Source organism: Saccharopolyspora kobensis, from assembly GCF_900108315.1.
Lineage (GTDB): Bacteria > Actinomycetota > Actinomycetes > Mycobacteriales > Pseudonocardiaceae > Saccharopolyspora > Saccharopolyspora kobensis.
Map to the genome: position 1 here is coordinate 174,638 of NZ_FNVB01000009.1, position 14,048 is coordinate 188,685.

Below are 14,048 nucleotides of genomic sequence, written 5' to 3' on the forward strand. Positions count from 1 at the left end.
CGCGCCCGGGGGCGGAGGAGCTGGATGTTGAACACGGACAACCCCGCTGGAAGCGCCAGCGGGCAATCGCCCACACCCACCGGAGAAGAGCGGGGCACGATCGAGCTGCCCGCCAAGCTCCGGGTGCACGCACTGGCCAAGCTGCTGGGTTCCAGCAGCCGGGAGATCATCAACACGCTGGAGTCGATCGGCGAGTCGGTCCGCAGCGCGCAGTCGAACATCACCCGCGAGGTGGCGCTGCAGGTCGTCGAGGCCCTGAACCCGGAGCTGGTGGCCGAATCCGAGGCCCCGGCCGAGCCGGAGGCCGCGGCCGCTCAGCCGGAGCAGGCCGAGGCCGAGCAGCCGGCCGCCGAGGAACCGGCTGCTCAGGAGCCCGCGGCCGTCGAGCCCGCGATCCCGGCCGCGCACTTCGCGGCGGCCGCGAACGAGCCGGCTCCGGAGAGCAACGCGCTGGCCGGGCTGACGCCGGTCTTCGCCGCGCCGGAGGCGATGTTCCTGGCCCCGTCCGCGGCTCCGCAGGAGTCGCGGCCCGAACCGAAGGCCCAGCCGGAGCCCGCCGCCGCTGCGGAGGCCGAGGAGCCCGCGGAGGCCAAGACCGAGGCCCCGGAGGACTCCGCCGACAGCGACGAGGACGGCGAGGGCACCGGTCGGCGCCGCCGCCGTCGTGGTCGCCGCGGTCGCGGTCGTGGCCGCGGTGCCGACTCCGAGACCGGTGGCGAAGGCGACTCGGAGGCCTCCGAGGACTCCGAGACCGCTGAGCAGCCCGCGGCGGAGGAGCCCGCCGAGGAGCAGCCCGCAGCCGAGTCCGAGGGCGCGGGGGAGTCGAACCGCCGCCGCCGTCGCCGTCGTCGCCGCAAGGGTTCGGCCGACGACGAGACCGGTGCCCGCGAGGACGACCCGCCGAACACCGTCGTGCACGTCCGCGAGCCGTCCACCGAGACCCGCCAGGACAGCAGCGACGACGAGGTCCGCGCGGTCAAGGGCTCGACCCGCCTGGAGGCCAAGCGGCAGCGCCGCAGGGACGGCCGCGAGGCCGGTCGCCGCCGGGCCCCGGTGCTCTCCGAAGCCGAGTTCCTGGCCCGTCGCGAGTCGGTGGACCGCAAGATGGTCGTCCGGCAGAACGGCGACCAGACGCAGATCGCGGTGCTGGAGGACAACGTCCTCGTCGAGAACTTCGTGACCTCGTCGGGCACCGGCTCGCTGGTCGGCAACGTCTACCTCGGCCGCGTGCAGAACGTGCTGCCCAGCATGGAAGCCGCCTTCGTCGACATCGGTCGCGGCCGCAACGCGGTGCTCTACGCCGGTGAGGTGGACTGGGACGCCGCCGGGCTGGCGGGCAAGGCGCGCCGCATCGAGCAGGCGCTGCAGACCGGCGACAGCGTCCTGGTGCAGGTCACCAAGGACCCGGTCGGCCACAAGGGCGCCCGGCTGACCACCCAGATCAGCCTGCCGGGCCGGTTCCTGGTGTACGTGCCGGGCGGCGGCGCCACCGGCATCAGCCGGAAGCTGCCGGACACCGAGCGCAAGCGGCTCAAGGAGATCCTCAAGCGGATCGTCCCGGACAACGCCGGCGTGATCATCCGCACCGCGTCGGAGGGCACCAGCGAAGAAGCGCTGGACCGCGACGTGCGGCGCCTGCAGGCGCAGTGGGAGGTCATCAAGGAGAAGGCCGAGATCCCCGGCGCGCAGGCCCCGCAGCTGCTCTACGAGGAGCCGGACCTGCTGATCAAGGTCGTCCGCGACCTGTTCACCGAGGACTTCTCGCAGATGACGGTCCAGGGCTCCGACGCCTGGGACACCATCGAGGCCTACGTCCAGCACGTCGCGCCCGACCTGGCGCAGCGGCTGGTCAAGCACGTCGGCAAGAACGACGTGTTCACCGAGCAGCGGATCAACGAGCAGATCGCCAAGGCCCTGGACCGCAAGGTCTGGCTGCCCTCCGGCGGCTACCTGGTGATCGACCGCACCGAGGCCATGACGGTGATCGACGTCAACACCGGCAAGTTCACCGGCTCGGGCGGCAACCTCGAGGAGACCGTCACCCGCAACAACCTGGAAGCGGCCGAGGAGATCGTCCGCCAGCTCCGGTTGCGCGACATCGGCGGCATCATCGTCATCGACTTCATCGACATGGTGCTGGAGTCCAACCGCGACCTGGTGCTGCGCCGCCTCACCGAGTGCCTGGGCCGGGACCGCACCCGCCACCAGGTCGCCGAGGTGACCTCGCTGGGCCTGGTGCAGATGACCCGCAAGCGGGTCGGCACCGGCCTGCTGGAGGCCTACAGCAGCACCTGCGAGCACTGCCGCGGCCGCGGCCTGCTGGTCTCCACCGAGCCCACCAGCCACCCGAACGGCGGCCACGGCGGCGGGAACGGCAGCAGCAACAACGGCTCGCGCCGCAACCGCAACCGCGGCAAGCAGCACGAAGCCGAGCAGCCGGAGCCGAAGCAGCCGGAGACGGCGAAGGCGCCCGAGCCGGAGAAGCCCGAGGCCGCGAAGCCCGAGGCCGCGAAGGTCGAGTCGGCGAAGGTCGAGTCGGCGAAGCCCGAGGAGCAGAAGCCCGAGCAGGCGAAGCCCGCGGAGGTGAAGGCCGAAGCGGCAGCGGAGGCGACGCCCGCGGCAGCGGTGCAGGCCGAGCCGAAGGCGGAGGCCGTCGAGGCGAAGCCGGTCGAAGCGGCGAAGCCCGCTGAGGCCGCGAAGCCGGTCGAGCAGCCGGCGGCAGCCGTCGCGGAGGCGAAGCCGACGGCCGCGCCGGAGGCCAACGGCCGACGGCGGAAGGCGACGCGAGCGGCCGGCAGCGCCGGCGCGGCGGTGGCGCCGCTGGTGGTCAGCAAGCCGGCGGAGCCGGTGCAGCCGGCCGACAACGGCCTGGCCGAGGTGGCTCCGGCCGCGCCGGTGCGCCGGACTCGCCGCCGGGCCGCGTCGCGGCCCGCCGGGCCGCCCGTCGAAGGCTGAGCCGACGAGCTGGAATGGCCGATCCGTTCTCGAACGGGTCGGCCATTTCGCGTTTCCGGTAGGCCTCTCCGACCTGCGCGGACTCCGAATTCGCCGACCGGTTTGCTCGGTCGTGCTAGATTTTGCTCATGCGAGCAAATTTTAGCTCGGATGAGCAAAGCAGGTCGTTCACCGAGCAGGGCAGGCGGGCGCAGATCGTCGCGGCGGCCATCGAGGCGATCGTCGAGCTCGGCTACCCGCGCGCTTCCTTCGGGCAGATCGCCAAGCGCGCCGGGCTGAGCAGCACCGGGATGATCTCCTACCACTTCAAGAACAAGGCCGAGCTGATGCGGCAGGTCGTCGCCGACGTCTACCGGACGGCCGAGGAGCTGGTGGGCGCCCGCGTCGTCGCCGCCGACACCGCGCGCGGGCAGCTCCGCGCGTTCATCGAGGCCAGCGCGGACTTCTACCGCACGCACCACCCCCAGCTCCGCGCGCTCACGGAGATCCTCATCAACGAGCGCGGCGGCGATCCGGTGCTGCCGCACCGCCGCGAGATCGAAGGCCTCGCCGAGCTGTTCCGCGCCGGTCAGCGGGCGGGGGAGTTCCGGGACTTCGACCCGCACGTCATGGCGGTGACGTTGCGCCACGCGCTGGACGGCGTCGCGCTGCGCCTCGGCACGGAAGCGGACACCGACGCGGACCTCTACGCCCGCGAGCTCGCGACCACCTTCGACCTCGCGACCCGCGCAGACCAGGAGAAGCCATGAGCGGCCCTGGACCGACGTCGCTCCCGCTCAACCGCGGCTCGGGGGACCGTGACGTGCCCCAGCCACAAGAAGCGGCGAACCGGGAGCTCGATCGCGAACGCGACCACCACTGCGAATCGCGGAGAAGCGGGACAGACGTGCTGGAGCTGGACTCCGGCCGGGTGCGGGGCCTGATCTTCGAGGAGCACCGGCTCTTCCAGGGGATCCCCTACGCCGCGCCGCCCGTCGGCGAGCTGCGCTGGAGCCTGCCGTGGCCGGTCGAACCGTGGGCCGGGGTGCGGGACGCGATCGCTCCGGGCAGCCCGTGCCCGCAGCTCCCGCAGTCCTTCGCCGACGTGGGCAGCGTGGACGAGGACTGCCTGTTCCTGAACGTGACCGCACCGCGCACCGGTGGTCGCAAGCCGGTCATGGTGTGGCTCCACGGTGGCGGCGGCACCAACGGTGAAGGGTCGGTCTTCGACGCGCGACGGCTGTCCGTCGCCGAGGACGTCGTGGTGGTGACCGCGAACTACCGGCTGGGCATCTTCGGCAACTTCGGCTATCCGGGGCTGCCCGGCGGCGCCTTCGGCATCGCCGACCAGCAGGAGGTGCTCCGCTGGGTGCGGCGAAACATCGGAGCGTTCGGCGGCGACCCGGACAACGTCACGCTGTTCGGCGAGTCCTACGGCGGGCTCTCGATCGGCGCGCACCTGGTGGCTCCGGGCTCGGCGGGCCTGTTCCACCGGGCGATCGTGCAGAGCGGCTTCCCGCTGATGCGCGCTCCGGCGAACGCCTACGTGCCCGGCTCGCCGGAGATGCCGTCGCTGTGGCTGTCGGCGGCCGAGCTCGAAGGGCTGGCCGAGCACGTGATCGGTGAGGCCGGGTGGCTGCGACCAGGGCGCGGCAGCGCTGTCGACCAGCTGCGCGCGCTCCCGGTCGAGCAGCTGCTCCAGCTGAGCCCGGTGTTCACCCGCTCCGGGTTCGGCAACGAGGTGCTGCCGGAGTCGCCGGTGCGGGCGCTGACGGCCGGTCGCTTCCACCGCGTGCCGGTGCTCGCGGGCAACACCCGGGACGAAGCCAGGCTGTTCGTCGCGATGTTCTTCGACGGCACCGGCCAGCCGGTCACCCCGGACGGCTACGCCGAGCTGCTGGCGGAGGGCTTCGACGCGGCGGCCGAGGACATCGCGCGCGAGTATCCGATCGACGCCTGCGCGTCGCCCAGCCTCGCCTGGTCGACGGTGCTCGACGACGCCGCGTGGGCGCGCTCGCTCTGGGACCTCGCGCATGCCCTGCACGAGCGCACTCCCACCTACGTCTACGAGTTCGCGGACCGGAACGCGCCGCCGGTGGTGCCGTTCCCGGAGGGCTTCCCACCCGGTGCTTACCACGGGTCCGAACTCCCGTACCAGTTCGACATGGGCGGGCTCGCGCCGCTGTCGGCGGAGCAGTGGCGGCTGGCGGCGACGATGCACCGCTACTGGGCCAACTTCGCGCGCAGCGGCGACCCCAACGGGCCCGGCCTGATCTGCTGGCCGCGCTTCACATCGGCCGACCAGCACGTCCAGTCGCTGCACCCGGAGCAGATCGGGCCCACCGACTTCGCCGCCGACCACCGGATGGAGTTCTGGACCCGCTGACGGCGAAGGGCCCCCGTCGCCAACGCGCGACGGGGGCCCTTCGCTCGGGTGATCAGTTCTGCTCTGGCGTGTCGAAGGTCGGGATGTCGGTCCGGTCGTCGGAGCTGGGCACGTCGCCCGGCAGCTCCACCGCCTCGGTCAGCGGCCCCGGCGACCAGGTGCCCCAGTGGGTCTCCGGCCGGATGTCCAACGCCGCCTGCGCGGGCAGGGCGTCCGCGTCGTACGGGTGCACGACGTAGAGCGAGCCCCAGTCCTGCTGCGGGTCGCCGCGCAGGTAGGTCGGCAGCTCCCGCACGCTCGAAGCGACGTTGAGCCAGCCGAACGGCCCGCCCGCGTCCGGCGAGGACCAGCCCTCGCCGACGTCGCGCACCAGCTCACCGGCCGACACCCGGAAGTGCGGCATCTCGGCGACGCCGTTGTACAGGCCGGAGATCCGCAGGCACGGGTGCACCAGCGCGGCGGGCCACTCCACGAACGTCGGGGAGTCGCCGACGAGATCGGTCATGCTGGCCAGCTTCGGCACGCGCGGCGCGGTCACCGCCAGCCAGCCCTCCGCGCCGAGCGCCTGGTCGACCGCGATGACGCGCATCTTCGTGGCGCCCTCGGCTTCGGCGCCCAGCGAGTAGCGGTGGTCGCGCCAGCCCGGCGGCGGACCCTGCTCGACCTCGTAGCGACCGGTGATCTCGAAGCCGCGCTCGGTGTCGCGGCCGAACTCCATCACCAGCGAGTTCGCGCCGGTCTCCGAGCCGGCCAGGCTGAGCACCACCGGGGTCTTGCCGCTGAGCGCCTCCTCCGGCAGGTCGTACCAGGGCGTGCGCAGCTCACCGGTGCCGAGCCCGGCCTCGTCGTAGCTGCCCCACGCCGGGGCGGCGTCGTCGCCGAACTGGTGCGGCGGCCGCCAGCTCGGCTCCTCCGGGTCGCCGCCGTTGCCGACGGGCACGCCGGGCCGGGTGAAGCCGGTCTCCTTCGACCGCAGGTACTCCGCGGCCGTCTCGTGGCCGACCAGCCGCCGCGGCGGAACCGGCACGGCCTTGTCGGTCGCCCGGGCGGCCACCGTCGGCTGCTCGGGCGACACCGGCAGCACACCCGCTCGCGGATCGGTCTCCACGTCGATGTAGTCGGACAACCCGCAGCTGGATCCGGCGAGCTGCCTGATGTTGTCCACGCCCAGGTTGTAGGTGTCGTCCTGCTTCTGGATGGCCTTGCCGAAGGCCGCCAGCTCGCCGAGCACCAGCAGCGCGCACAGCACCGACAGCGGCGCGGTGCCCAGCCGCAGCGCCCGGCTGCGCTTCTCCGGGCTGTTCCAGCTCTCGTCGACGACCTTCGGGTTGTTCTCGTCGATGCGCAGGTGCTCGATCAGCGCGATGACGCCCGCGACCGCGGCGAAGATCAGGAACAGCGTGCTGAAGTTGTAGCCGCCGATCGACGGCGGCTTGTCGAACCACGGGATGCCCCAGCCGGAGACGTACCACCAGGCGTTCGGCCCGGTGGCCGCGAACGCCAGGATCACCATCAGCCCGGCAACGAACGCCGCCCGGTTGCGCCGCGAGCGCAGCACCGTGGTGCTGGTGGCCAGCGCGGTCAGGGCGGCCAGCGCACCGCCGAAGGCGGCGAAGATGCCGAAGTGGTGCGTGTGCTTGGTCGGGGTCAGGGCCAGCACCACGAAGCACATCGCGACGATCGCCAGCAGCCGCCGGCTCGGGCCCAGCGCCGCGCCCCGGATGCGGTTGCGGCGCAGCAGCACCACGGCGCAGGTCACCAGGCACAGGATCACCAGCAGCACCGGGAACCGGCGGGTCAGCGAACCGTCCGGGCTCTGGCTGAACAGCAGGCTGTAGCGGCTGAGCTCCTCGTACCACCGGCCGTTCGGCCCGAAGGTGGTCTTGAGCTCCATCGAGTCCAGCACGGACCGGAAGGTCTGGTCGTAGAAGACGAGCGTCAGGATCACGAACCCGGAGGCGGCGATCGGCGCCAGCACCGGCAGCCAGCCGAACTCCTGAGCGCGCTTGCGCACCAGCCGGTACAGCGGCTTGATCGCTGCGATGTAGGGCAGCACGGCGACCAGGCCGTGCGGGTTGACGCCCACCGACAGGGCCGCGCCGACCAGGCCGAGAGCCGCCGGAACCAGTCGGCCGGTGGCCACCGCGCGCTCGACGGCGCACAGCGCCAGCAGCGAGAACAGCACCACGACCGGCTCGGCGCGCAGACCGTTGTTGTAGGGCAGCCAGAACGCCAGGAACACCGCGGCGGCGGCCCAGCCGGCGGCGTTGGAGCGCCGCACCTGCTGACCGAGCCTCGGCAGGACCTCACGGCTGATCAGCAGCCAGGACACGATGCCCATCAGCAGCGCGGGCAGGCGCACCCACGGCGTCGCCGTGGAGACCTGCACCCACAGCGCGTACAGCTCGTAGAACCAGCCGAACGGTGATTCGGGGTTGGCGAACCAGCGGTAGTAGTTGCTGACGTACCCGGCGCTCTCCTCCGAACGGACCATGCTGAGCACGTATCCGTCGTCGGAGGTCATCGCCCCGATCAGCCACCACACGCCGAGCGCGGCGAACACCGCCGCGTCGCGCAGCGTCGGCTTCCACCAGCCGGTCGGGGCCAGTCGCGGCGCGCGCCGCCCGGCCCGGACGTCCAGCCGCCGCAGGCACACCACGGAGCCGATGAACGCCGCGACGGTCAGCGCCATCACGACCAGCTTGAGCACCGTCGGTTCGGTGCTGAACCGGTTGTCGACGCGGGCCTCGAAGGACAGGCCCCGGACGTCGTCGACCGCGTTGTCCAGCGCCGAGTAGACGCCGGTCAGCTGGGGCCGCTGGTCGCCGAGCACGTGCGCCCACTGCTCGCCGCCGACGGTGGCGGTGGTGCCGGAGGCGTCCGCGCGCACCGCGATGGTGCAGTCACCGGGCGGCAGCTGGGTCGTGCTGACCTGCCGTCCCTTGGAGAACAGCGCCACCTGGCCGTTGTCGACCTGCAGCACCAGACCGGTCAGCTTGCCGAAGTCCGAGGACGGCGGGTTCGTGCTCAGCAGCATGCCGGGCCCGGCGGTGCGCTCGTCGAGGCTCCGCACGGCGGCGCAGGGCACCTCCGCGTCCAACCACAGCGGTGAGTAGGCGACCAGCGGCGCGGACACCGATCTGGTGCCTTCCGCCGTCGGCCACTTGAGCGTGGTGACGTCGTGTTTCACCGGGAGGAACGGGATCAGGAGCGCGAGCACCGTCCCGAAGATTCCGAGGATTGCGGCAGACAGCCGAAGTCGCTTCGCCGAGTGCACGCGCAGCACCTTACGGGGCTGTGACCGAGCGCGGACGAGTGCACCCCCGGCGGTGAGCACGCCGTTACCGGCTGGTCCTCACGTCGTTACCCCGCAGTAGTTGATCTTCGCGCGAACGTGTTCCGCGACACCGCTCAGGCGGCGGCCGGGGTGGCCGGTGTCTGGTCGGCGACCAGCACGTCGACGTCGCGATCGCGGCCGGTGCGGTGCAGCACGAGCTCGGCGAGCAGCCCGACCGAGATCATCTGCACCGCGAAGATCTCCAGCAGGATGCCCAGCGTCAGCAGCGGCCGGGTGCCGATCGGCTGGTCGGTGAACAACCACACGCCGGTCAGGTACAGCAGGATCAGCGTGCCGATCGTGCCCGCCAGCATCCCCAGCCCGCCGAACAGGTGCGCGGGCCGCCGCCCGTAGCGGGTCAGGGCCACCACCGTGAGCAGGTCCAGCGCGCCGCGCAAGTAGCGCTCCAGGCCGTACTTGGACTTGCCGTGCAGCCGCGGCCGGTGGTGCACCGGCAGTTCGGCGACCCGGTAGCCGAGCTGGTGCGCCAGCGCCGGGATGTAGCGGTGCAGCTCGCCGTACAGCGGAACCCGCCGGTAGACCTCGGTCCGCGCGGCCTTGAGCCCGCAGTTGTGGTCGGAGAGCTTCAGGCCGGTGATCAGCCCGGTGAACCAGTTGAACACCTTCGACGGAAGCCGCTTGCCCAGCGGGTCCTGCCGGTTGGCCTTGTGCCCGCTGACCAGGTCGGCGCCCGCGTCGAGCTCGGCCAGCAGCCGGGGGATCTCGGCCGGGTCGTCCTGCAGGTCGGCGTCCAGCGTGACCAGCAGCTCACCGCGCACCTCGGCGACCCCGGCGGCCAGCGCGGCGGCCTTGCCGAAGTTGCGGCGCAGCCGGATGCCGCGGATCCGCGGATCCCGCGCCGCGTGCTCGCTGATCACCTGCCAGCTGCCGTCGGTGCTGCCGTCGTCGACGACCACCAGCTCCCAGCTGCGGTCCTGCTGCTGCATGGCCTCGCTGATCTGGGCGAACAGCTCGGGCAGGTTCTCCTGCTCGTTCTTCGCCGGGGCGAGCAACGACACCTGCGGTAACGGGGTTTGCGTCATGACGCGACCTGCGGGCTTTCGGTGAGGGGCCGGATCCACCAGCCGTCGGGGAAGTGGAAGGCGACGCGCAGCAGGCCCGGCTGGGCGGGCGCGGCCGCTTCGAACCCGAGCCCGATCTCGATGCCCGGCGTCTGCGCTTCGGCGTCGGAGCGCGGGATGTCGACGACGCCGCCGCCGATCACGGTGCCGCTCTGGTCGAGCACCGCGACGCAGCTCGCCCGCTCGATGCCGGAGATCGCCCAGCCCTTGAGCATCCGCGCGCCATCCTCGACCTGGTCGGTCTCGACGTTGAGGATCACGTCCCGGCCGTCCGGGCGGGGCTCCCGGAACGCGCCCTCGCTGGGCGTGCGCCAGTTCGCGGTGCTGATCCGGTCACCGATCTCCAAGCCGTCGGGGCAGTTCAGGGTGAACTCGGGGGAGAACGGGTAGTGGCCGAGCGCCTGCAGCCTCGGCAGCAACCGCTCCGGCTCCGGGAACCGGTCGGAGAAGTGCTCCGGGTGCCCGATGCGGGCGGCGATGGCCAGCAGGTCCTGGTTCGCCGAGTCGGCCCGGACGCTCTGCGCCATCGGCGCGCCCAGCGCCACGGTGGCCAGCACGGTGCCCGCGACGGTGACGGTGCGCAGCTTCGGCAGCTTGGGCCAGGTCACCACGATCACCAGCAGCGCGATCCACAGCGCGGCGGTCATGCTGTTGTACCGGCTCTGCAGCCCGGCCGATTCGCCGAACGCGGCGCGCGAGCCGGAGATCATCACCGCGCAGCCGACGGCGTAGACCGCCAGACCCCACCACGGTGCCGCGCTGCGCCGCTGCTCCGGCGTCTGCCGGGCGTGCACCACCAGCGCCGCGAGCCCGGCCACGCCGGCGATCAGCGCGATCGCCGGTTCGGTGCCGGTCCACACCATGCCGAGCATGCTCAGCCCGGCCAGCAGCGCCTGCGCCGGATCGTCGGTGGGCGACGCGCCGCCGCCGCCCTGCGGGCCGCGCAGCACCAGCCAGGAGAGCACCACGACCGCACCGACCACCATCGGAGTCGCCACCCACCGGCGCCGGTCCCCGCGCAGCCACGCGATGAGGGCCAGCGCGGGCCACACGGCGAACGAGGTGCCGTAGCTGATCGACGCCAGCAGGCCGAAGACGATCGCCCACAGCCGGTGCCCGCGCTGCATCGCCAGCAGCGCGGCGAGCACCAGCATCAGCGCGAGGATCCAGGACGCGCCGCTCATCGAACGCACGTAGTTGTGGATGCCGTGCGGGTTGAACACCAGCGTCGAGGTGGCCGCCACCAGCCCGGCCCGCTGCCAGCCGTTCAGCTCCTTCGGCAGCATCGCCCACACCAGCAGCACGCTGATCACGCCGAAGGCCAGGATCGCCAGGCCGAGCGGCTGGTTGAGCCCGTTGCCGTAGCGGGCGCTGAGCCAGAACAGCAGGCTGGGCAGCACGAACGGGTGTTCGTTGCGGAAGCCCAGGAGGGCCTCCGGGCGCAGCGTCCCGTCGTCGTTGGTGAGGTCGAGCAGGACCCACCAGTAGTCGTAGAAGTGCATCTGCGAGTAGCGCAGCACTTCCCGCAGCATCATCAGCGGTGGAACGATCGCCGACAGGCCGAGCAGCAGCGGGCCGAACCGGTGCAGCGGGCTCCGGCGCGGTGCGGTCCCGGAGGCGGCGCCCTCGTCCCGCTCGGCCTCCGGTGCGATGTCAGTCACGAGCTGTTTCCCCAGATCAAGTAGAACGGCGACCTACCGTAGCAAGCGCTCGGCGGGGCCCGGCACCTTCTTTCGGCCGGGGTCGATTTGACCGCGTGAACCGGGCCGACTTAGGCTGGCGCGGCTCGCCTGTCGCCCGGCTCCCGCAGTCGTGCGCCCCGCGTGGAGCGGCCCCGCCCGATCGGGGTCCGGAACGCGGTCTGTATGATGGGTGAGAACTTCTCGCCGCCGGACGGGCGGAGAGAAAAAACGCCTGTTTCGAGTGGTGCTCCGCGCTGCCGGGACGGGAACCCCACCGAGGCGCTGCACCAGCGGCGTGGTAGGAATCCTCGATCCTCTTCGGGTCGAGGTGGACGTCCGCCGCAGACCTGGTGAAAGTAGCGAAACCGAGCAGCAGGAGACTTCCGACTCATGTACGCGATCGTCAAGACCGGCGGCAAGCAGTACAAGGTGGCTGTCGGAGACGTCGTCGAGGTCGAGAAGCTCGAAGGCGAGCTGGGCTCCGAGGTCAGTTTCCCGGCACTTCTGGTCGTCGATGGCACCGATGTCACGACCGACGCCGACGCGCTGGCCAAGGTGTCGGTGACCGGCAAGCTGGTCGAGCAGACCAAGGGCCCCAAGATCCGCATCCACAAGTTCAAGAACAAGACCGGCTACCACAAGCGACAGGGTCACCGCCAGAAGCTGACCCGCGTCGAGGTCACCGGCATCAACAAGTGAGGACCTGAGTAGTCATGGCACACAAGAAGGGCGCATCCAGCTCTCGGAACGGCCGCGACTCGAACCCCAAGTACCTCGGGGTGAAGCGCTACGGCGGCCAGGTCGTCAAGGCCGGCGAGATCCTGATCCGTCAGCGTGGTACCAAGTTCCACCCGGGTCTGAACGTGGGTCGCGGCAACGACGACACTCTGTTCGCGCTGGAGGCCGGGACCGTCGAGTTCGGACGTTACCGGGGCCGCAAGGCCGTCAGCGTGAAGCCGGTCGAGGCCTGATCCGGCTCTCGACTGCGAGTACTTCCCGACGAGGGGCGGGTCCGGCTAGTCCGGCCCGCCCCTCGTTGCTGTTCGCGGATCCGCTCCGGCGCCGGGATGCGAATCGGCCCCGCCGTTGTTGAATCGGATTCGCCCGTGTTCTACCGCCGGGCCCACCCGGCTCGATCTTCCTGGAGGCATTCGTGTCGCGGTTCGTTGACCGCGTGACCATCCACGTCGCGGCTGGCGACGGCGGGAATGGCTGCGCCTCGGTGCACAGGGAGAAGTTCAAGCCGCTGGGCGGGCCGGACGGCGGCAACGGCGGCAAGGGCGGCGACGTGCAGCTCGTCGTCGATCCCAACGCGCACACCCTGCTCGACTTCCACTACCGGCCCAACGCCCGCGCCTCCAACGGCAAGCCGGGGCAGGGCGGCATGCGCAACGGCGCCCAGGGCGAGGACCTGGTGCTGGCCGTTCCGGACGGCACCGTGGTCATGACCCCGGACGGCGAAGTGCTGGCCGACCTGGTGGGCACCGGCACCACGTTCGTCGCCGCCGCCGGTGGCCGCGGTGGCCTGGGCAACGCGGCGCTGGCCTCCAAGGCGCGCAAGGCCCCGGGCTTCGCGCTGCTCGGCGAGCCCGGTGACCAGGGCGAACTCGTCCTGGAGCTCAAGTCGGTCGCCGACGTGGGCCTGGTCGGCTTCCCGTCCGCGGGCAAGTCGTCGCTGATCTCGGTGCTCTCCGCCGCGCGCCCGAAGATCGCCGACTACCCGTTCACCACGCTGGTGCCCAACCTCGGCGTGGTCACCGCGGGCGAGACCGTGTTCACCGTGGCCGACGTGCCCGGGCTGATCCCGGGCGCCAGCGAGGGCCGCGGCCTCGGCCTGGACTTCCTGCGCCACATCGAGCGCTGCGCCGTGCTGGTGCACGTCGTGGACTGCGCCACGCTGGAGCCCGGCCGCGATCCGATGTCCGATGTGGACGCCCTGGAGAACGAGCTCGCGCAGTACACACCGGCGTTGAAGGCCGAGCACGGCGGGGTCGACCTCGCCGAGCGCCCGCGCATGGTGGTGCTCAACAAGATGGACGTGCCGGAAGCCCGCGAGCTGGCCGACCTGGTGCGCGCCGACGTCGAGGAGCGCGGCTGGCCGGTGTTCGAAGTGTCGACCGCCTCCCGCGAGGGCCTGCGCGAGCTGAGCTTCGCGATGGCCGCCGAGGTGGAGCGCTACCGGGAGCAGCTGCCGGAACCGGAGGCCGCGCGCGTGGTCGTCCGCCCGACCGCGGTCGACGACGGCGGGTTCACCGTCGAGCCCGACCCCGAGGTCGAGGACGCCTACGTGGTGCGCGGCGAGAAGCCGGAGCGCTGGGTGCGGCAGACCGACTTCGGCAACAACGAGGCCATCGGCTTCCTGGCGGACCGGCTGGCCAAGCTGGGCGTGGAGGACGCGCTGGCGAAGCAGGGCGCGGAGCCCGGCAGCCAGGTGACCATCGGTTCGATGACCTTCGACTGGGAGCCGTCGACGCCGGCCGGGGTGGCCGGTGTGCTCGGCCGCCGCGGCACCGACCTGCGCGTGGACCAGGACGACCGGGTCTCCGCCCACGAGCGCAAGGCGGCCAAGAAGACCAGGCGCAGCTCGCTGGACGAGTTCGGCCAGTTCCGGGAGGGCGACGAGTGAG

9 protein-coding genes are annotated in these 14,048 nt (G+C 71.8%); 6 read left to right on the top strand and 3 right to left on the bottom strand.

Features of this window, described 5'->3' with window-relative positions; all coding sequences use genetic code 11:
* Positions 1-24 precede the first annotated feature (24 nt).
* From C4T78_RS27975 to C4T78_RS27985, 3 genes are all read left to right on the top strand, one after another.
* The gene (locus C4T78_RS27975; RefSeq protein WP_093351550.1) at positions 25-2,955 is read left to right on the top strand and encodes a translation initiation factor IF-2 N-terminal domain-containing protein; all 2,931 of its coding nucleotides are present in this window, start codon (positions 25-27) and stop codon (positions 2,953-2,955) included.
* Positions 2,956-3,083: 128 nt separating this feature from the next.
* A complete protein-coding gene (locus tag C4T78_RS27980) occupies positions 3,084-3,704 on the top strand; it encodes a TetR/AcrR family transcriptional regulator (protein ID WP_093351553.1) in 621 nt (206 codons plus the stop codon).
* Between the two features lie 137 nt (positions 3,705-3,841).
* Positions 3,842-5,320, top strand: coding sequence for a carboxylesterase/lipase family protein (locus tag C4T78_RS27985; RefSeq protein ID WP_235863480.1), 1,479 nt, complete (start codon positions 3,842-3,844; stop codon positions 5,318-5,320).
* A gap of 52 nt (positions 5,321-5,372) precedes the next feature.
* Here C4T78_RS27985 and C4T78_RS27990 read toward each other — a convergent pair whose 3' ends face one another.
* The 3 genes from C4T78_RS27990 to C4T78_RS28000 form a co-directional block, all read right to left on the bottom strand.
* Complete coding sequence (locus C4T78_RS27990) at positions 5,373-8,540, bottom strand: arabinosyltransferase domain-containing protein (protein ID WP_309599293.1); 3,168 nt, start codon at positions 8,538-8,540, stop codon at positions 5,373-5,375.
* Between the two features lie 191 nt (positions 8,541-8,731).
* On the bottom strand, positions 8,732-9,700 hold the full coding sequence (locus C4T78_RS27995; RefSeq protein ID WP_093351559.1) for a glycosyltransferase family 2 protein: 969 nt from the start codon (positions 9,698-9,700) through the stop codon (positions 8,732-8,734).
* Positions 9,697-11,400 carry a hypothetical protein gene (locus C4T78_RS28000; protein ID WP_093351562.1) on the bottom strand — a complete coding sequence of 568 codons (1,704 nt, stop codon included), beginning with the start codon at positions 11,398-11,400 and terminating at the stop codon, positions 9,697-9,699. The genes C4T78_RS27995 and C4T78_RS28000 overlap by 4 nt, the downstream gene beginning before the upstream one ends.
* Before the next feature lie 411 nt (positions 11,401-11,811).
* On the opposite strand from C4T78_RS28000, the gene rplU reads away from it, so the two are divergent.
* From rplU to obgE, 3 genes are all read left to right on the top strand, one after another.
* A complete protein-coding gene (rplU, locus tag C4T78_RS28005; protein ID WP_093152314.1) occupies positions 11,812-12,120 on the top strand; it encodes a 50S ribosomal protein L21 in 309 nt (102 codons plus the stop codon).
* Between the two features lie 14 nt (positions 12,121-12,134).
* The gene (gene rpmA / locus C4T78_RS28010) at positions 12,135-12,392 is read left to right on the top strand and encodes a 50S ribosomal protein L27 (RefSeq protein ID WP_093152311.1); all 258 of its coding nucleotides are present in this window, start codon (positions 12,135-12,137) and stop codon (positions 12,390-12,392) included.
* Positions 12,393-12,562: 170 nt separating this feature from the next.
* Complete coding sequence (obgE, locus tag C4T78_RS28015; RefSeq protein ID WP_093351564.1) at positions 12,563-14,047, top strand: GTPase ObgE; 1,485 nt, start codon at positions 12,563-12,565, stop codon at positions 14,045-14,047.
* Position 14,048: the final 1 nt, after the last annotated feature.